General features: G+C 69.7%; 12 protein-coding genes. 6 read left to right on the top strand and 6 right to left on the bottom strand.

Annotated elements, in window-relative coordinates:
* Position 1 precedes the first annotated feature (1 nt).
* Positions 2–220: a hypothetical protein gene (locus F6X53_RS26525; RefSeq protein ID WP_151004014.1), complete on the bottom strand. Its 219-nt coding sequence runs from the start codon at positions 218–220 to the stop codon at positions 2–4.
* Between the two features lie 288 nt (positions 221–508).
* Here F6X53_RS26525 and fdh point away from each other — a divergent pair, with 288 nt between their 5' ends.
* Both fdh and F6X53_RS26515 read left to right on the top strand, forming a co-directional pair.
* Positions 509–3760: a formate dehydrogenase gene (gene fdh / locus F6X53_RS26520; RefSeq protein WP_151004012.1), complete on the top strand. Its 3252-nt coding sequence runs from the start codon at positions 509–511 to the stop codon at positions 3758–3760.
* Positions 3750–4097 carry a hypothetical protein gene (locus tag F6X53_RS26515; protein ID WP_238296044.1) on the top strand — a complete coding sequence of 116 codons (348 nt, stop codon included), beginning with the start codon at positions 3750–3752 and terminating at the stop codon, positions 4095–4097. Before fdh ends, F6X53_RS26515 begins: the two co-directional genes overlap by 11 nt.
* Positions 4098–4123: 26 nt before the next feature.
* Here the strand turns inward: F6X53_RS26515 and tcuC are convergent, their stop codons facing one another.
* Together tcuC and F6X53_RS26505 are read right to left on the bottom strand one after the other, a co-directional pair.
* The gene (gene tcuC, locus F6X53_RS26510; protein WP_151004010.1) at positions 4124–5431 is read right to left on the bottom strand and encodes an MFS transporter; all 1308 of its coding nucleotides are present in this window, start codon (positions 5429–5431) and stop codon (positions 4124–4126) included.
* A 136-nt stretch (positions 5432–5567) separates the two neighbouring features.
* Positions 5568–5801, bottom strand: coding sequence for a hypothetical protein (locus tag F6X53_RS26505; RefSeq protein ID WP_151004004.1), 234 nt, complete (start codon positions 5799–5801; stop codon positions 5568–5570).
* Between the two features lie 558 nt (positions 5802–6359).
* On the opposite strand from F6X53_RS26505, the gene F6X53_RS26500 reads away from it, so the two are divergent.
* From F6X53_RS26500 to F6X53_RS26490, 3 genes are all read left to right on the top strand, one after another.
* The gene (locus F6X53_RS26500; RefSeq protein ID WP_151004002.1) at positions 6360–7370 is read left to right on the top strand and encodes an NAD-dependent epimerase/dehydratase family protein; all 1011 of its coding nucleotides are present in this window, start codon (positions 6360–6362) and stop codon (positions 7368–7370) included.
* A gap of 127 nt (positions 7371–7497) precedes the next feature.
* Positions 7498–8346: a 3-mercaptopyruvate sulfurtransferase gene (sseA, locus tag F6X53_RS26495; RefSeq protein WP_151004000.1), complete on the top strand. Its 849-nt coding sequence runs from the start codon at positions 7498–7500 to the stop codon at positions 8344–8346.
* A gap of 288 nt (positions 8347–8634) precedes the next feature.
* Positions 8635–10737 carry a carbohydrate porin gene (locus F6X53_RS26490; RefSeq protein WP_373875856.1) on the top strand — a complete coding sequence of 701 codons (2103 nt, stop codon included), beginning with the start codon at positions 8635–8637 and terminating at the stop codon, positions 10735–10737.
* A gap of 13 nt (positions 10738–10750) precedes the next feature.
* Here the strand turns inward: F6X53_RS26490 and F6X53_RS26485 are convergent, their stop codons facing one another.
* The 3 genes from F6X53_RS26485 to F6X53_RS26475 all read right to left on the bottom strand — a co-directional run bounded on the left by F6X53_RS26485 (position 10751) and on the right by F6X53_RS26475 (position 15835).
* On the bottom strand, positions 10751–12088 hold the full coding sequence (locus tag F6X53_RS26485; RefSeq protein ID WP_191971016.1) for a polysaccharide biosynthesis/export family protein: 1338 nt from the start codon (positions 12086–12088) through the stop codon (positions 10751–10753).
* Between the two features lie 103 nt (positions 12089–12191).
* Positions 12192–13565: a tetratricopeptide repeat protein gene (locus tag F6X53_RS26480; protein WP_151003998.1), complete on the bottom strand. Its 1374-nt coding sequence runs from the start codon at positions 13563–13565 to the stop codon at positions 12192–12194.
* Complete coding sequence (locus tag F6X53_RS26475; protein WP_151003997.1) at positions 13562–15835, bottom strand: polysaccharide deacetylase family protein; 2274 nt, start codon at positions 15833–15835, stop codon at positions 13562–13564. The genes F6X53_RS26480 and F6X53_RS26475 overlap by 4 nt, the downstream gene beginning before the upstream one ends.
* Before the next feature lie 456 nt (positions 15836–16291).
* On the opposite strand from F6X53_RS26475, the gene F6X53_RS26470 reads away from it, so the two are divergent.
* Positions 16292–19741 carry a DUF4214 domain-containing protein gene (locus F6X53_RS26470; protein ID WP_151003996.1) on the top strand — a complete coding sequence of 1150 codons (3450 nt, stop codon included), beginning with the start codon at positions 16292–16294 and terminating at the stop codon, positions 19739–19741.
* Positions 19742–20046 lie beyond the last annotated feature (305 nt).

Below are 20046 nucleotides of genomic sequence, written 5' to 3'. Positions count from 1 at the left end.
CTCAGATCCGCTCGAGGCGCTCGGCCAAGTAGCCGATGACGTTGCGGGCGCGGGAATAGGTCACCTGAACCGGTGCCTGGCTCTGCTGCAGCGGCTCGAGGTCGTCGTTCTCCGCTAGCATGTGCGGGGACAGGACGAAGAGGTGCGAGACGCCGTCCGCGTCCGTGAGCTGGAAGCGGCTCTCCTGTGCGATGGTGATGACGCCGCGCATCTTGGGCATTCGGTTCCGGCCTTGCGTTCAGGATGGCGTGACCGACCGGCCCGACAGCTTCGAAACGTTCCAGGCACGCGCATGTTTCCGTTCCGGGTGCGATCGCGCCGACGCCGCCCCGCATGGGCATGGGCATGGGCCCGCGTCGTCCCGGAACCGCTGCGACGCATCGGCGCCGAGAGCCGGCCTCAGGAACCCTGCGGGCCTCTCACGGTTGCCGGGACAGGCACGATGCCTGCGGAGCGGCGTTTCACGCGTCGGCCGGCGGCGAAGGCCCGTTCGGGCAGCGGAGGCGAGATGGCGCGGGATGGGCATGGACCGGAACCCTGGCGCAAGCGCGGCAAGGCCGTGGGCAGGATCGTCGGCAAGGGCGTCGGGGCGCGTCTGTCGGGCTTTTTGAAGGATTGGTCTCTGCCGCGGCAACTCGCTGGCGAGGACGTCCAGTCGACCGCCGCCCGATCCTCCGCCTCCGAGCGCCTGCGGCCGCGGCTGGAACAGGCCGACCGGGTCGGCACCAGCATCTGCCCCTTCTGCGCGGTGGGCTGCAGCCAGCTCATCTACGCCAAGAACGGCCGTCCGATCCACGTGGAGGGGGATCCGCGCTCGCCCGTGAATGCCGGCACCCTTTGCCCGAAGGGCGCCGGCACCCTCGGCATGCTCCTGTCACCGGAGCGCGTCACCAAGGTGCTCTACCGGGCGCCCCGCGCGACCGCGTGGGAGGTGAAGCCCCTCGACTGGGCGATGGAGCGCATCGCCCAGCTCACCAAGCAGGCCCGCGACGAGACCTTCGCCGAGACCCTGCCGGATGGCCGCATCATCAACCACACGGTGGGGATCGGGTCGCTCGGGGGGGCGACCATGGACAACGAGGAGAACTACCTCATCAAGAAGCTGTTCGGCGGCGGCCTCGGCATGCTGAACATCGAGAACCAGGCCCGGATTTGACACTCGTCCTCGGTGCCCAGTCTGGGTACCTCCTTCGGGCGCGGCGCCGCCACCATGGCGCTGTGGGACCTCGCGAATTCGGACTGCATCATCGAGATGGGCTCCAACATCGCGGAGAACCATCCGATCGCCTTCCGCTTCGTCACGGAGGCGCAGCGGCGCGGCGCGACCATCATCCATGTCGATCCGCGCTTCACGCGCACGAGCGCGCTCGCAGACATCTACGCACCGATCCGCTCCGGCTCGGACATCGCCTTCCTGGGCGGCATGATCCGCCACATCCTGGAGAACGATCTCTGGTTCCGGGACTTCGCCCTCGAATACACCAATCTCGCCCACATCATCGAGGATGGCTATGCCGACCCTGAGAGCCATGACGGGCTGTTCTCGGGTTTCGACGCGGAGACGCGCGCCTACAAGCAGGAGACCTGGCAGTACAAGGGCAAGACGGTGCCCTCCTCCATCGCCGAGCACCGCGAGCAGACAGAGGAGCAGGCCGGCGGCGATTTCGAGAGCATGACCGAGAGTCCGCCGCCGCAGGACCGCACCCTGCAGCACCCGAACTGCGTCTATCAGATCATGAAGCGCCACTACGCGCGCTACACGCCCGAGATGGTCGAGCGGGTCACCGGCTGCCCGAAGGAGACCTTCCTCAAGGTGGTGGAGACGCTGGCCAGGAACTCGGGCCGCGAGCGCACCGGCGCCTTCACCTACGCCGTGGGCTGGACGCACCATTCGACGGGGGTGCAGATCATCCGCGCCTGCACGATCGTCCAGGCGCTCCTCGGCAATGTCGGGCGCCCGGGCGGCGGCATCATGGCCCTGCGCGGCCATGTCAGCATCCAGGGCTCGACCGACATTCCGACCCTCTACAACATGCTGCCGACCTACCTGCCGCAGCCGAACGTGTTCCACGACCACGCCACCCTCGACCGCTACCTGGAATCCGAGACGCCGACGACGGGCTGGTGGGCGAACATGCCCAAATACGTCGTGAGCCTGCTCAAGGCCTGGTACGGCGAGGCGGCCACCAGGGCGAACGATTACGGCTACCCGTTCCTGCCGAAGCTCACGGGCGATCTCAGCCAGGAGCCCATGACCATGGCGATGGTCGACGGCGTGATGCGGGGCCAGTTCATTCTCGGGCAGAATCCCCTCGTCGGCGCCGTCAACGCCGACTTCGTGGAGCGCGGCCTGGGCAAGCTCGACTGGCTGGTGGTGCGCGACTTCGCCATGACGGAGACGGCGAATTTCTGGTCGAAGGGCCGCCTCGTCGCGGGCGGCGAGCTGAGCCCGGAGGACATCGAGACGGAGGTGTTCTTCCTGCCCGCCGCGATGCCGGGGGAGAAGGAGGGCACGGTCACGAATACGAGCCGCCTCGTTCAGTGGCACGACAAGGTCTGCGAGGCGCCGGGCGACAGCCGCTCGGACCTGTGGTTCATCTATCACCTCGGCCGGCGCCTGAAGCAGCTCTACGCGGATAGCCGCGAGACCCGCGACGGCGCCATCCAGGCGCTGACCTGGGATTATCCGGTCGAGGGCGAGATCCAGGAGCCGAAGGCCGAGGCGGTGCTCGCCGAGATCAACGGCTACACGGTCTCGGACGGGGAGCCGGTGGCGAGCTACAAGGAGTTGAAGGACGACGGATCCACCGCCTGCGGCGGCTGGATGTATTGCGGCGTCATGCCGAAGAAGGGCCACAACGTCGCCCGCTCGCGAAAGCCCGACGGACCGGATGGGCCGGGCTCCCATCTCGGCTGGGCCTTCGCCTGGCCCTCGAACCGGCGCACCCTCTACAACCGCGCCTCCGCCGATCCCTCCGGCAAGCCCTGGTCGGAGCGCAAGAAGATGATCTGGTGGGACGAGGAGAAGGAGACCTGGACGGGTCTCGACGTGCCGGATTTCGTCGAGACCAAGCGGCCCGACTACCGCCCGGACTGGTCGAAGCGCCCGCACGGCATGGACGCGCTCGGGGGCAACGACCCGTTCATCATGGAGGCGGACGGCAAGAGCCAGCTCTTCGTGCCGACGGGCCTGAAGGACGGGCCGCTCCCGACCCATTACGAGCCGATCGAGAGTCCGGTGAAGAACCCACTCTACGGGCAGCAATTCAACCCGACGGCGAAGCTCTGGGGCCGGCCGGGCAATGAATTGCACCCGCCCGAGGACCCCCGCTTCCCTTACGTGTTCACCACCTTCCGGCTGACCGAGCTCCATTGCGGCGGCATCTCGACCCGGGCGATGCCCCACACCGCCGAGCTGCAGCCGGAGGCCTTCGTGGAGGTTTCACCGGAGCTTGCGGCCGAGCTCGGCATCCGGCACCGCGACTGGACGGTGCTCTCGTCGCTGCGCGGCGAGATCGAGGTGCGGGCGATGGTGACCGAGCGGGTGCGGCCGTTCACGGTGGCCGGCCGGGTCGTGCACCAGATCGGCATGCCCTGGGTGTTCGGGCGCGAGGGCTACGCGCGCGGCGCGATCGCCAACGTGCTCCTGGCCATCACGGGCGACGCCAATACCAGCATCCACACCACCAAGGCCCTCACGGTGAACCTGCGGGCCGGGCGCCTCACGCAGCTCAAACGCGAGGCGCGCCATGGCGGGTGACCCGGCGCGGGCGCCTGCCGGCGATCGCCATGGCGGACAGGCGGTCGACAGGCCCGGGCGCAGGGCGCTCGCCGCCCTCGACCGGGTGCTGGCGCAACGCCCCCAGAAGGACGACCACGGCTTCAGCCAAGCCACCCAGTGCCTCTCGGCCTTCCGCGACGAGCTGATCGGCGCGCACAGGCGCCAGGCCTGCACCCGCGAACAACTCGTGCATCTCAACGGCGTGATCAGCGTCGTGCTGGCCGGCCACTTCCCGCTCGGCGACGTGCCATGGGGGGAACTCGACAAGGCGCGCGACTGGCTGAAAGCCCTCGTCGAGGCGGTGGAGCCGGAATAGGGGCCCGGCGCCTCGGCACCCTACCCTCACTCGGCCGGTGCCGCCACCCGGGTCGGGACCGGCACGGCGGCTCCGCGCGCGAGCCAGGCGGCGATGAGCCCGATCAGCGCGGCGGCCGAGAGCCAGAGGCCCGGCATGGCCGGGTTGCCGGTCCACTCGATCAGGCCGGTGCAGATCACCGGGGTGAAGCCGCCGAAGATGGCCGTGGCGAGGCTGTAGGCCAGGGAGAAGCCGGCGCTGCGCACCTCCGGCGGCATGATCTCGGTGAGATGCACCACCATGGCGCCGTTGTAGCTCGCGTACAGGAAGGACAGCCACAGCTCGACACCGAGGAGCCGGCCGAAGCTGGGCGCCGCGACGAGCCAGGAGATCGCCGGATAGGCGGTGAGCAGCGCGAGCGTCGTGAACAGCAGGAGCAGCGGGCGCCGCCCGACCCGGTCCGAGACGGCGCCCATCACGGGAAGCCAGAACAGGTTCGAGACGCCGATGCAGACGGTGACGATGAGGACGTCGACGGCGTCGAGACGCAGCGCCTGGCGCCCGAAGGTCGGGGTGTAGACGGTGATCAGGTAGAACGAGACCGTCGTCATGGTGACGAGCATCATGCCGATCAGCACGATACGCCAATTGGCCAGCATGGTGGCCCAGATCTGCCGCATGGAGGCCGGGGCCTTGCGGTGCTGGAACGCCTCCGTCTCCTGCAGCGAGCGCCGGATCACGAACAGGAACGGGATGATCAGGCAGCCGATGAGCAGCGGGATGCGCCAGCCAAAACTGTCCATCTGGGCCGGCGTCAGGCTCTTCTGGAGGCCGAGGCCGAGGGCTGCGGCGAAGATCACCGCCACCTGCTGGCTGGCCGATTGCCACGCCACGTAGAAGCCCTTGTTGCCCGGCGTCGCCATCTCGGCGAGGTAGACCGAGACGCCGCCGAGTTCCGCGCCCGCCGAGAAGCCCTGGACGAGCCGCCCCAGCACCACGATCACGGGCGCGATCAGGCCGATGCTGCCGTAGCCCGGCGCGATGGCGATCGAGAGGGTGCCGATCGCCATCAGCGCCAGGGTGAGGAGGAGGCCGGCCCGGCGCCCGTGCCGGTCGATATAGGCGCCGAGCACGATCGCCCCGAGGGGCCGCATCAGGAAGGCGGCCCCGAAGGTCGCGAGGGAGAACATCAGCGAGGCGAACTCGCTCTCGCTCGGGAAGAACACACGCCCGATCGCCGCGGCGTAGTAGCCGAAGACGAAGAAGTCGTACATTTCGAGGAAGTTGCCGCCGGTGACGCGCAGCACCGTAGCGAGCTGCGAGCGGCGCGCCGGCGATCCTGCGGGGTCGGTCATCGGGGTCTCTTGCAGATCGGGACCCGTTGCGCGGGATTACGCCGGGATCCTCGTTCGTGCGACCATACGACAAAGACCCCGCCGGTCCAGGCCGGCGGGGCGCGAAGCCCGGTGATCCCGCGATTGTGACCGGGTCTTAGCGGATCCGGCTCGGCCGGGCCGGCTCGAACACGATGCGGCGATGGAAGGCGCACCAGCTCTTGCCGTCGGCCACCGGCGCGCCGCAACAGACGGCCCGGTCATTGGGCTCGCCGATGATGAACTTGCAGACGAAGGCGCCCGACTGCGCGAACGGCACGCGCAGTTCGGCGGACGGCTCTGCGACCTGCTCGGCATCGCCGATCTGAGACATGCGGACGAGTTGATTCATGAAGGGGCGGCTCGTGAACTGTTCTGGGTGCGCGGGCCCGAGACCCGGCAGGCGTTGCGGTCTTGCGCGTGGTGCGTCCGGTGGGCCGGCTCCCGATCGCGCGCCAGCGCACGCTCGCGAGAACCTGACCCGAGCGATCCTCGCGGGAACGAGGCGCAACAGCGTCATCGTGCTGTTATAACTGGGGTTCTTCCTGCGCGAAACAAGTCCCGCATGCACATGACGCAACCGCGCACAGACATTTTGGTTCGTCGAGCTTGCCGGAACTTGGGTTTTGCAGGCGTTCGCGGGAATTTTTCGCGATCCTGCCTTCGCTCGACCTGCGCCGACCCGGCTCATGCCCGATCGCCGCGCCCGCCGCCTGCCTCCCTGCGTATTCGTCCGTGGTGTCGCGAGGGCTTCCTTGAGGCGCCCGGCCGAACCGTGTAGGGCGGGTCTGGGCCGTGGAGCCGTGATCCGTCCGGGCGGGATCGGCTCCGGCATTCTCGGGTGATCGCGTTTCGTCGAGCGGCGGGCGAGTTTTCCTGGCGCGGAAGCGCTCTGGCGGAAGGGAACCGGATGCGCGTCCTCATCACAGGCTCGGCCGGGTTCATCGGCTACCATCTCGGCCGGCACCTCCTCGCCGAAGGCCACGCGGTCATCGGCCTCGACGGCTTCTCGGATTACTACGATGTCGGGCTGAAGCGCGCCCGCCACGCCGAACTCGCGACGCATCCGGCCTTCGAGCCCGTGGAGGGCCGGCTCGAGAGCCCCGGCCTCCTGCGGGATCTGCTCGCGCAAGCGAGGCCCGACATCGTCGTTCATCTCGCGGCGCAAGCCGGCGTGCGCTACAGCCTGGAGAACCCGCAGGCCTACGCGGATTCCAACCTCATCGGCAGCTTCAACCTGTTGGAGGCGGTGCGGGCGCATCCCGTGCGCCACCTGCTCCTCGCCTCGACGAGCTCGGCCTATGGCGGCAACACCACCCTGCCCTTCCGCGAGACGGACCGCGCCGTGAGCCCCCTCACCTTCTACGCGGCCTCGAAACTCGCCATGGAGGCGATGGCCCATTCCTACAGCCACCTCTTCGCGATTCCGACGACGGCGTTCCGCTTCTTCACCGTCTACGGCCCCTGGGGGCGGCCCGACATGGCCCTGTTCCTGTTCACCCGGAAGATCCTCGCCGGGGAGCCGATCGAGGTCTTCGCGGGCGGTGCGGCCGAGCGCGACTTCACCTATATCGACGACCTCGTCGACGCGATCCGGCGGCTTGCCGACGTGCCCCCGCCCTCGCCCGGCGGGGGTGGGCCGGTCGGCGCGTTCGACACGCTGAGCACGAGCGCCCCCTACCGTCTCGTCAATATCGGCGGCGGGCGCCCGGTGCGCCTCGACGCGATGATCGACGCGCTGGAGCGGGCGCTCGGCGCTCGGGCCGAGCGCATCCTCAAGCCCCTGCCCCCCGGCGACGTGGCGCGCACCGAGGCCAGCACCGCGCTGCTTCAGGCCCTCGTGGGCCGGGTGCCCGAGACCCCGATCGAGGTCGGCATCCCGGCCTTCGTGGCGTGGTACCGGCGCTATTACGGCGTCTGAGCGGATCCCACGCTCTCCCGCCCCCTCAACCCTGCCCCCGCAACCCTGCCCCCCGCAACCCTGCCTCGTGCAACCGCGCGCGGGATGTGGTTGAGTGCCGCCCCCGATGCCTCAGGACGGATCGCACATGGCGCCATCACCCCTCGTCACGCCCGCATGGCTCCACGAGCGCCTTGATGCGCCGGATATCGTCGTCCTCGACGGGTCCTGGTACCTGCCCGCCGCCGGGCGGGATGCGGCGGCCGAGTACCGGGCCGCCCACATCCCCGGGGCGGTCCGCTTCGACATCGATGCCATGAGCGACGAGGGCTCGCCCCTCCCCCACATGCTGCCGCGCCCCGAGGTCTTCGCCTCGCGGATGCGCGCCCTCGGCCTCGGCGACGGCATGCACGTCGTCGTCTATGACGGGATGGGGCTGTTCTCGGCGCCCCGCATCTGGTGGATGCTGCGCACCTTCGGGGTGCGCGACGTCGCGGTGCTCGATGGCGGCCTGCCCGCCTGGATCGCGGCGGGCTACCCGACCGAGGAGGGCGAGCCGCATCCGCGCGAGCGGCGCCACTTCACCGCCCGCCTCGATCAGGGGGCGGTGGCGGATGCGGGCGACATCGCCCGGGCCCTCGCGGGCGGCACGACCCAAGTCGTCGACGCCCGCTCCGCGCCGCGCTTCCGCGGCGAGGAGGCCGAGCCCCGCCCCGGCGTCCGTCCCGGCCACATGCCGGGCGCCCGCAACCTGCACTATGCAGCCCTGCAGCGGGACGGCCGGCTGAAGGACCCGAGCGAGCTCCGGGCCGTCTTCGCGGAGAGCGGCGTCGACCCCGACCGGCCGATCATCACCACCTGCGGGTCGGGCGTCACCGCCGCCATCATCTCGCTCGCGCTGGAGACCCTCGGGCACCCGGCCCGTTCCCTGTATGACGGGTCGTGGTCGGAATGGGGCGCCGACGAGAGCCGCCCGGTCGCCACCGGCCCGGCCTGACCGCCGGAACGGGAGCCTGGGAGCCCGTGCCTCTCCGCCCCCGCAACGAGGCGCCGATGCCACGGCGGACAGGCCACGCGCCGGCCGGGTGCCTCCCGTCATCGCCCTGTCACGGGGATCGCGTCGGGTCATTTTTGCAACGTGGGGGGCGCATGGCCTTGCCGGGCAGTCCCGGCGATTGCCTGCTTTATAGCCTTTGCTATATCTCGCCTCCGGATGAGGGCGGAGGGTTGAGTCTTGGGGCGGCACGGCGCGAAGCGCGAACCGATCGCGGCGGCAGGGCAGAGCCTGCTGGGCCTAGCCGTCGTCGGGGTCGCGCTGGCGCCCGCCCTCGTCCGCGCCGCCGACCCAGCGCCCCCGCGCGCCCTCCCGAGCTTCGTCGATTGGTCAGGCCCCTATCTCGGCCTCCAGGGGAGCGCGGGCGCTTCCTTCGGCGCCCTCGGATTCGGGCCGACCACGATCGGCGGCCGCACGATCCCGGCCTTCAAGACCGGCGATGCCACCGGGCGCTCGGACCGGGGCCGCGATGCCACGACGGCGGTGGGGGGCGCCTTCGGCGGCTACAATTGGCAATCCGGCCCCTGGCTCTACGGGATCGAGGCCGATCTCTCCGCCGCCAATCTGAAGCGCCCCGTCGCCTCGAGCGCGCCGGGCTTCGGCTACGAGGGCGTCGATCCCGCCTTCAGTTTGATCCGAGCGAAGACGGATCTCTTCGGAACCCTGCGCGCCCGGCTTGGCTACAGCTTCGAGCGCGCGCTGGTCTACGCCACGTTCGGCCTTGCGGGCGCCGAGACGCGGCTGCTCGCGAGCTATCCGGATCTGTCCGGCAACCCGCTCGCCGCCGGGCCTCTCGCCACCGGACGCCGCGATCTCGGCCGCCTCAGCTTCACCCTCGGCGCCGGGTTCCAATACGCGATCAGCGACAGCCTCGCCCTCGGTCTCGACTACCGCTACGTCGATCTCGGGCGGAGTGACCGCTTCGATCTCGGAAGCGTCCCCGGGCCGGGCGGCGGCCCGGTCTCGACCCGGGCCAGCTTCACCTCGAACCAGATGCTGGCACGCCTGTCCTGGTATCCAGGCGGGCTCAACCTGCCGCCCGAGTCCGACGAGACCGCCTCCCGCGATGCCGATCCGGGCGAGACCGGCCGGTTCTCGCTGCACGGCCAGACCACCTTCTTCAACCAGGCGGTGCCGAGGTTCCGCTCGCCCTATCGCGGCGAGAACAGCCTCGTGCCGAACCAGGCGCAGGCGACGACCACCGCCACGGCCTTCGTCGGGTTCAAGCTCCTGGAGGGCACCGAGCTCTACTACAACCCGGAATTCTCGCAGGGCTTCGGCCTCAGCCGCACCCTCGGCATCGCGGGCTTCGTCAACGGCGAGGCCCAGAAGGCCGGGGCGCCGTTCCCGAAGCTGCGCTCGAACCGCTACTTCGTGCGCCAGACCTTCGGCCTCGGCGGCGAGTCGGAGGATGTGCCGGACGGGCCGAACCAGGTGGCGACCCGGCGCGACATCGAGCGGATCACGGTGGTGGCGGGCAAGTTCGCGCTCGGCGATTTCTTCGACGGCAACAGCTACGCCCACGATCCCCGCGTCGACTTCATGAACTGGTCGCTCTGGGCCTCCACGGCCTGGGATTTCCCGGCGAACCTCCCGGGTTTCACCCAGGGCGTGATGGTGGAGTACAACCAGGCCGCTTTCGCGATCCGCGCCGCCTACACGCAGGTCCCGAAGGAGCCCTCGAGCGACGTGCTCGATCCCCGAATCCTCCGCCGGGGCGGGGCCACGATCGAGTTCGAGGAGCGCCACGTGTTGCCTGGGCTCGATCAGCCGGGGCGGATCCGGCTCGGGCTGTTCACGAATGTCGGCAATACCGCCCGTTACCGCGAGGTCGTGGCGCTGACCGAGGCAGGCCTGTTCGTCGACATCAACGATGCCGCCGCCGCGACCCGGCGCCCGCGACGCAAGAGCGGCCTCTACCTGAACCTTGAACAGGCGCTCACCGCCGATCTCGGCCTCTTCGCCCGCGCGAGCGCCGCCGATGGGCGCAACGAGAACCTATCCTTCACCGATGTCGATCGCAGCGTCTCGGGCGGGTTGTCGCTGAAGGGCACGGCCTGGAGCCGGCCGGGCGACACGGTGGGCCTCGGCACCACGCTGAACGGGCTCTCGCCCGCGCACCGGGCCTATTTCGCCAATGGCGGCCTCGGCCTCCTCATCGGCGACGGGCGTCTGAACTACGCGCCGGAACGCGCGGTCGAAGCTTATTACGCCCTCGGCCTCACCAAGGCCCTGACCGTGTCTTTCAACTATCAGTACGTTGTAAACCCAGGCTACAACCGGGACCGGGGGCCGGCCAGTTTCTTCGGCACCCGTATCCACGCGGATTTCTGAGCGGATCGTTCCGCTACTTCTCGGCCACCTGATCGGTGGCCTTCACCTTCTCGGGGGGCAGGACGCGAACGCGCAGCACGTCGCCCGGCTCGAGGCCATCGAGCTCGGCCGCGCGCACGGCCTCCGTCACGTCGCCCGTCCGCCGGATCACGTCGTAGACGAGGATGCCAGCGTCCCGGCTCGCCGGCGGGGCGGTGCGGGCCATCAGGGCGACGGTGGCGTTGAGGGCCCCGTAGGCGCGCTCCGCCAGCTGGATCTCCGCCTCGACCTGCGTGAGGTCGCGCTCCAGGTTGAGGCGGCGCTCGATCTCGCTCTGGTCCAGGGCCTTCTTGGCATTCTCCTGGCGCTGCTCGGCCTGCAGCAGGCTGATCTCGATGTCGCGGCGGCGGCCTTCCATGTCGACATAGTCGCGCCGCACGTCGGCCACGCGCTCGTTCTCGACGACCTGTCGGGCAAACAGCGCCTCCATCATCTTGAGGCGCTCCCCCCGAACCTTGATCTGAGCGTCGAAATTGCCCATCCGCTGGCGCAGCAACTCGATCTCGTCGTGGATGGCCACGATGGCGCGCTCGCGGGTCGCGCGCGCGCTCGCCTGGTTCTGCGCGCGCAGGAGCGCCAGGCGTTGCTCGTTGGCGAGGAGGGCGGCCGCGGCCTCGGCCCCGACGAGATCGCGCAGCGCCGGCACCTTGCTCACCGGCGTGCCGTCGCGCTCGGCGATCAGGGCCGCCTTGCGGACCAGCAGCCCCTTGAGCCGATCCCGCGTCCCGTCGCGTCGCTCCTGCTCGCGCGTGCTCTCGATGGCCTGCGCGGGCGCGCCGTTCTCCAGGTCTCCGCCGGCGAGCGCCACCGCCTGGATCACCATCAGGCCGGGGGCGTAGGGGAAGGAGCCGGGATTGCGCACCGCGCCGACGACGTAGATGGGGGCCCGCTGCAGCAGCGAGACCGTGATGTTGCAGCGGCGGTGGAACAGGCGGTCGAACGCCTCGCTGAGATCGGCTTTGAAGGCGGATGCCGGCCGGCCTGCCGCCTCGATGGCACCGAATAGCGGCAGCATCACGGTGCCGCCCGGCTCGACGACGTACTCGCCCGAGAGGTCGACGCGGGGATAGACGGTCTGCAGGAGCCCCGGGTTGCTCTCTTGCGGGCCGGCTTTCTCGGCCTCGGAGGTGTCGGGCACTTCCATCATCTCGAAGATCGTGACCTTGAGACGGTCGCCGAGCCGGAGCACGGAATCACCCGCGGCTTCCGCCGGGAGGCTGCATCCCAGCAAGCCGGCGAGCGCCAGGAGCGCGCCGGCTGCCCGCCCCCGTGCGCCGATCCATGCCGGCCGAAACCACCGTTGCCTTGCCATCACCCACCTCCTCGTCGCGCCGCCGTGCTGGGGCGCCGGATCTCGTCCGCGGGCCGTGCCCGCGCATCGATTCTCGTCCCGGGCCGGCCCTCGGCCTCCCGGCTCAATGGGCGGTCGCGTCATCGCGGGTGCTCGCGAGCGTCATTCCGCCGGATGCGATGAGGCCAAGCTGCGCCGCGAGGCTGCGATAGGCCGGGATCAGGGTCGCGGGCAGCTCGTGCCGCTGGCGCAGGCCATGGAGCGTCTGAAAGGCGGCCCGGGCCGTGTTCGTGCGCAGGAGGAGGTCGAGCCAGGCACTCCGCTCGGCCTCCGGCATCGCGGCCGGATCGGCGCTCGCGAGCAGCGTCCTGGCAATCCGCGTCTCGCCGCGGTGGAGGGCGAGGCGGGCCGCGAAGATCGGGCGCGCCCGCAGCACCGGCAGCGGCAGGGGCGGCTGCAGCAGGGCGATCGAGGTCATCCCGAAATGCGAGGCCGCGGCTTCGGCAAAGAGCGCCTGGGCCTCCGCGAGGTCGGGCCGCGCCCGCAGCCGTGCGAAGGTCGCCCAGATCGTCGCGGTGTCGCCCGCAGCGACCGAGGCCGCCACGTAGCCTTCGATCTCCTGCTTGTTGAGCGGCTGGTCCGCGAAGGGCCAGCCGGCCAGGAGCGCCCCGGCGATGCGGCGGTTGCCCTGCTCCGCCAGGATCCGGGCGAGATAGAGCCGGGCATCCGGGTGCAGGGCGGCGCTCGCCTCCCCGAGGCTGCGCCCGGCCTCGAAGGGGGCCTTGGCCGCGAGCCGCAGGGTCAGCTGGCTCGCGAGCCAGGGCTTCCTCCACTGCGTCAGCCAGCTCTGCGCCCGCTGCGCGGCCTCGTCGTAGGCGCCGGTCTGAAGCAGGAGTTCGAAGAGCAGTTTGCGCACCCGCTCGCCGTCGTCCCCCGCCAGGGCATCCGCGCGCCGCAGGATTGCGACGGCCTCCTGCGCCCGCCCCTCCGCGGCGAGAAGCCCGCCGAGCCGCTCCAGCATCTCCGGCTCCTTGTCCACGACGGCGGGGAACCGCTCCAGCACGGAGCGCTCCTCGTCGTAGCGGCCCTCGTACCGGTGGAGCCCGGCCAAGCGGGCGATGCGCTCGCGCGTCGGCTCGACCGCCGCGAGCTTCGTCAACGCCTCGACGAGGCCGCGGGCATTGTCCGAGGCGTCGTAGGTCTTGACGAGCCAGGCCAGCGCATCCCGGTCGTGGGGGCGGGCCAGCACGTAGAGTTCGAGGAGTTCGGTCGCCCGAACCGGGTCGCCGGCGGCCTCCTGCAGCAGCGCGAGCTGCATCAGCACCCGGGGCTTGGCCTGCCCCGATTGCAGGATGGCCTCGATCTCGACCTTCGCCTCGGCCTGGCGCCCGTCGCGGACGAGCATCGCGATCCGCTCTTCCGGGCCCGATTGCAGCGCGTAGCCCGCGATGGCGCAGATCAGGATCGCGATGACGGCGAGGCCTTTGGTGATCGTCATGGGGTGCCCTCGGCGGATTCGAGGCGGCGGGCAATCGTCAGGTGCAGGGGCTCGATCCCCGTCACCGGCACCGTGAAGGCGAGCCGGCCGCTCGCGTCGGGCTGGGCCTCGGCGGTCCACAGCAGCGCGCCGGCGCGCTCGGCCGCGATGCGGTAGCGGCCCGGCGCCACCCCGTCCCAGGCGAAGGCGCCCTCGCCGTAGCCCTCGGCCTCGAAGCGCCAGGCGGTCGCGTTCCGCTCCAGGCGCCGAACCCGCCATCGGCTGTCGTGGAGGCTGATCGCGGGACCCGAAGTCATCTCACGGCTCAGCGCGACCTCGGCGACCTCCACGGCGTCATCGAGGGCGATGTAGAGGGAACCCGCGTGCCGGCTCTGCCCGAGCACGCCGCGCGAGCGGGCAAGATCGATCTGCACGCCCTCGGCCTCGTCGAGCCGCAGGGTCTGCACCGCGCCCCGGTGCGCGACCGACCAGAGGTCGGGTGCGAGCGCCGTGACGGTGAGGTCGAAGAAATCGTCGGCCATCGCGGCGTAGTCGCTCGCCCGGATCGGGATCACCGGGGCCGCGCGTGCCGCCTCGAGGCTCTTCTGGATGAGGTGCAGGGCCTGGGGGTTGCCGATCGAGGCCAGGTGATAATGCAGGTTCTGCCCCTTGAGCCGGCGGGGCGCGCCAGTATTGGCCGCCGTCGTGGCGGCGGCGCGCAAGGCCTCGACGGCGGGCCGCCAAGCTCGCGCGAGCGGGATCTCGTCGGCGCCGGCGGCGTAGATCTGGCGCTGCGACCCCACCGGGCGGGCGAGCGGCAGCAGGTGGGTGATCGAGGGATAGCGGTGATCGAGCCGCGACTCGCCGCCATTCATGTTCAAGAGGCCGATCCGGCGTGTCGCGGCGATCTGCTCCTCGCTCGGGTTGGCGTCGCCCGTCCACTGATAGAGGCGGATCGGCTTGGATTCGGGCGCGAGTTGCGTCGCCGCACTCAGGGCGGTGCGGGTCTCCTCGGTCAGGTCGAAGGGCCTCAGGAGGTAGTTGCGCGGGTATTCACGCGACTTCGCCACGTAGCGGGAGGCCCGGGAATCCGGGCTGATATAGTCGGTGAGCCAGCGCAGGCTGAAGCGGCCCGGCGCACGGGCGTCCGCCACGAGCTCCTCCTCGCGGGTCCGGTCGTAATCCGCGAAGAAGCCCCATCGATAGGGCCTGGTATAGGAGGCGATGCTCGGCTCGACCTGGGGATAGGACCAGATCGTCCGAACCACCTCGCGGGGCGTCTCGTTGCCGCCGAGGGCCGGATCGAGGTCCCCGGGGGTCAGCGCGAAGGTGGCGGGCAGATCGGGATAGCGCGCCACGACCGCGTCGCGGAAGAGCTGGGCCACCAGCATCGGCTCCCGGGTCTTCGTCAGCACGACGTGGTTCAGGCCCTCGCTCTCCACGTGGCTGAAGAAGATCCGCCGCCCCGACAGCGTCGTGACATCCGGAACCGGCCAGGGCTGCGTCCGCAGGGCACGCGCGAAGAAGGCGAAGGGATCGACGAGCCAGCGAGCCCGCCCGGAGGCCGGATCCTCCGCGATCTCGTAGCCGGTGGCCGCGTAGCCGCCGCGATCGCTTACCGCGACCGTGAGGCTGCGCCCCCCGCCCTCGCGCGGCGGCAGGCCGATCGCGAGCCAGGGCTCCACGTCGGGCCGCACCGCCTCGACAACCTCGAAGGGGGGCAGAACCGGGTCGGGTGGGCCCTCGAAATGCGTGGCGCTGCGCATCCGCGCCTGCGCGACGGCCCCGAGGGTCAGCGCGACCGCGCGGTGACCATGGCGCAATCCGATCCTGCCGAGGATCGCGTCCACCGCCACGACCTCGTCGGTCCAGAAGGCACCTCCGGGCGAGCCGAGAACGATGAGGCGGCGCGCCGCGCGCAGCGTCGTGCGGGCCCAGTCGAGATAGGTCTTCCGCGTCGCGGGCGGCGTGGAGTACCACGTCAGCACGCCCGCATAGCGCGCGAGCTCGACCTCCGTCGGAAGGACCGGGCGCGGCGGCAACGCGCGGATGTCGCGGTATTCGAGCGTGTAGCCGAGATGGTTGAGCGGGAACTCCGCGTAGCGATGGATCCGCGTCTCGACCGGGCTCGCCTCGATGCCTCCGTCGTAGAGGGCCAGGACCGTGCGCGCCACCGGCTGCGCCTGCGCGGCGGGCGAGGCGAGGAGCAGCGCCGCGAGCGCGAGCACGCCGATCCGCAGCGCCGCAGGCCAGCCGGCACCGTGAGGCTCCGTCGGCACGGTCCGCGCCATCGACCCCGGTCGGAACGCCGTGCGGACCTCCATCGCCCCTGCCCCCTTTCGTGCCGCGACGGAGCAGGTCGGAGAACCGAATGCCCGAAGCGATGCGCGCAGCCCGCGTGAACGGGTTGCCTCCCTGCCGTTAGTCTACAGATACGGCGCGTTACTGTCCCTGATCCAGAAATCATAGTGATTACCGTACCTTAGTACCAAAGAGCTACATTGATCTTTCCGACAAAATACAATTCTTTTAATGCGTCGAAAGCCTCGGCAGATCGCTCCTAATACGCTCGGCTGGACTTGGCTTTGTTTAACTAATCACGAGACGGGCGGCATCCTGTTCCGGAGGAACTGCCGCTCGGATCCCAAACCATGCGCCGTTCGTGACGAGAGCGCTCCGGATGGGCCGCGTCCGCGCCGCCCAGGCCGGTGTCGGCCCTCGCGCCTGGCGGCCCGAGGGAGATCGAGATGACGCACACGATTGACGGTAGCCTCACGGATTGGACCAGCGCGGACCGTCTCGATCTCCCGGGCCTCAGCCGGCCGGGTCTCGCGCTCTACGGAACTTACGAAGCCGGCCAGTACGTGTTCGGCCTCAGCACCGGCACCGCGATCGGGGCGGGAACGACCTTCTGGCTCAACACCGACCGGAATGCCGCGACCGGCGCACAGGCCTTCGCCGGGGCCGAGACGGGGGCCGAATTCTACGTCGATTTCCGCAACGACCCCGCCACCGCGAAGCCCGTCCCGTATCTCTACAAGCTCGATTCCGCCGGGGCCGAGACCTTCCTCGGCGCCATGACGGCGGCCTACAGCGCGGACGAGACGACGGTCGAGTTCTCGGTCCCGTCCGCGGCCCTCGCGCAGACCGTGATCGGTCTCGACCTGAAGATCGACGTCAACAACGATGCGAACGCGACGCTGCCGCTCAGCTACGGCGGCAACACCCTGACGGTGAAAGACCCGGCGAGCCTGCCGCCGGTGACGGCGCATCCGCTCAAGATCGGGATCGTCTACTCGGAGACCTCGGCGAAGGCCTATTTCGGCGGGGGTGATGCGGGCGAGATGTCCTATTCGCACCTGTTCATGGCGGCCCAGAACCAGGCCACCGCGGCCGGCATTCCCTTCGACGTCCTCTCCGAGGGCGATCTCACCAACCTCGCCAAGATCTCCGGCTACGACGCGCTCGTCTTCCCGTCCTTCCGCAACGTTCCGGCCGACAAGGTGGCGGCGATCCAGGACGTCCTCACCGACGCGGTCTACAAGTATCACGTCGGCCTGATCACGGCCGGCGACTTCATGACGAACGGCGTCGCGACGACCGCCAATCCCCTCGGCGATCCGATCGCGGGCGATCCCTATATCCGCATGAAGACGTTGCTCGACGTGACGCGCGTCGACGGGGCGAGCGGCGCCGGCGTCGACGTCAAGGCGGGCGACCTGACCAATCCCATGCTCGACGGCTACACCGCCAACGAGCAGATCCGGCACTACGACAATTTCAGCACCTCCTGGTACGGCAGTGCCGACGGCGCGGCGGTGAGCCAGATCGCCACGCAGAACGTCACCCTCGCGGGTGCGACCAGCGCCCATAACGCCGTGATCGGCACCGTGACGGGCGCCAAGAACGTCCACTTCGCCAGCGAGAGCTTCCTCGGCGACAACAACATGCTGCAGCACGCGATCGACTACATCGTCGATCCGGCGAGCGGGCCGAATCTCAGCCTGCACATGAGCCGCGACAAGGCCATCGTCGCCTCGCGCACCGACATGGACCAGGCCATGGAGATCGCCGACGTGACGCCGGTGGATGGATCCGACGGGATCTACAAGAAGCTGCAGCCGATCCTCGACCAGTGGAAGAAGGACTACAACTTCGTCGGGTCCTACTACGTCGATGTCGGTGACGGCACCGACGGCCGGGAGACCAATTGGGACGTCTCGGGGCCCTTCTACAAGCAGCTCCTCGCCGCCGGCAACGAGATCGGCTCACACTCGCTCACGCATCCCGACAACACCAACGGGTTGACGTCCGAGAAATACGCATCCGAATTCGGGACGTCCCGCGACATCATCAACGCGAAACTCGGCATCACCATCCAGGGCGCCGCCGTTCCGGGCGCGCCGGAATTCCTGCCGGCGTCGAAGGCGATCGAGCAGTACTATTCCTACATTTCGGGCGGCGCGGCGCTCGTCGGCGCGGGATATCCGGGGGCGATCGGCCACCTGACACCGGATGACGGCAAGGTCTACATCGCCCCGAACATGTCGTTCGACTTCACCCTGGTCGGCTTCCAGAAGAAGACCGCCGCGGAGGCGTCGGACCAGTGGCAGGCCGAGTTCAAAAGCCTGATCTCGCATTCCGACATGCCGGTCGTGGTCTGGCCCTGGCACGATTACGGGCCGACGAACTGGGTGACGGACGAGAACATCGTGCCGAGCTACAACACGGCGATGTACACGAACCTGATCAAGACCGCCTATGAGGCGGGATCGGAATTCGTGACGCTCGGCGATCTGGCACAGCGCGTCGCCTCCTTCGATGCCTCGAGCCTGACCTACGGCTACGACGCCGCCACCAGCACCCTGAGCGCCTCGGTGCACACGCCGGATGCCGGAAAATTCGCCCTCAATCTCGGCGATCTCGGCACGAGCAAGATCAAGGGCGTCACGGGCTGGTATGCCTACGACGACGACAGCGTCTTCGTCGACCGGGACGGCGGGGATTACAAGATCGTCCTCGGGGCGACCCAGGACGACGTCACGCATCTCTACGACATCGCCGACCGGGCCGAACTCGTCAACGTGTCCGGCGATGGGACGAACCTGACCTTCACGGCCGTCGGCGAAGGCACCTACCTGATCGACCTGGCCGACCCGGCCGGCCGCACCGTCGAGGTCAAGAGCGAGACGGATCCGAACCTCGTCAAGACGCTGACCGGCGACAAGCTCGCCATCACGCTGACCGGGCTCGGGTCCCACACCGTCGCGGTGACGATGGTCGGTTCGACCGGCGGCGGCGGTGGCGGCACGACCGATCCCGGCGGCGGCACCGGCGGCGGGGGCGGCACGACGGATCCGGGCGGCGGCACCGGCGGTGGCGGCGGAACGACGGATCCCGGTGGCGGCGGGAGCCCGGGCGATCTGCCCAACCGCAGCTCGTTCGGCACCGTCAGCCACGACGTTCAAAGCCCGGCCGGCGAAGTCTATGCCCTCTACGATGCGATCTTCGATCGGCCCTCGGACCCGGTCGGCCAGCAATATTGGACGAATGCACTGAATACCGGCATGTCGCTGCATGAGCTGGCCGCGACATTGCTCGCCTCGCCGGAAGGGCAGGCGCATCTGCCGGCGACCGACAGCGTGGCCTTCATCGAATCCCTCTACCAATCCGCTCTGCACCGCGGCTCCGATTCGGAAGGCCTGCAATATTGGCTCGCCGCCCTCGACCACGGCGCCGACCGGGCGGACCTCGCCGGCGGATTTGCCCTCTCGACCGAGAATGTCGCGAGCATCCAGTCGGCCCTCGACATCGGCATCTTCACGCCCGACCTCGAGGCCTCCCAGGTTGCCCGCCTGTATTACGGCCTCCTGGACCGCGCGCCCGATGCATCGGGATTGCACGTCTGGACGGCGGCGCTCGAGGGCGGCACCGCGCTCGCCAGCATCGCGCAGGGCTTCCTTGCCTCGGGCGAGTACGCCGCGAAGTTCGCCGGCCTCACCGATGCGGCCTACATCGAGGCGCTCTATGACGGGGCGCTCGGCCGTCACGCGGAGGCGAACGGCCTGCAGGGCTGGACGAGCGCGCTCGCCAACGGCGCCACGCGGGCGGAGGTCGCCGTCGGGATCGCCGAGAGCAGCGAGGCGCAGAACCACCTGCTGTCGCAGATCGAGAGCGGCTGGCATCTCGTCGCCTGAGCCTCTCTCCGCCTGACCCTCGAACCACCCTCGCCGCCCCACGACGTCAGGCACGTCGCGGGGCGGCCGAAGACCGGTCTCGGTGGGATCGCGTGCCTGTCGCCCGTGATTACCGCGATGCCCGGGGGCGAACCATCCTCTCATCCGTGGAGCATCAAGCCATGTGCGGGATCGTCGGCATCGTCGGGCAGAAATCCGTGGCGGCGCAGGTCACCGAGGCGCTTCGGCGCCTGGAATACCGCGGCTACGACTCGGCCGGGATCGCGACCCTGGAGGACGGGCGCCTGGAGCGCCGGCGCGCCGAG

Origin of the sequence: Methylobacterium soli, from assembly GCF_008806385.1 — a bacterium.
In the GTDB taxonomy this organism is placed as follows: domain Bacteria; phylum Pseudomonadota; class Alphaproteobacteria; order Rhizobiales; family Beijerinckiaceae; genus Methylobacterium; species Methylobacterium soli.
This window is presented reverse-complemented; position numbering and strand designations above follow the sequence as displayed.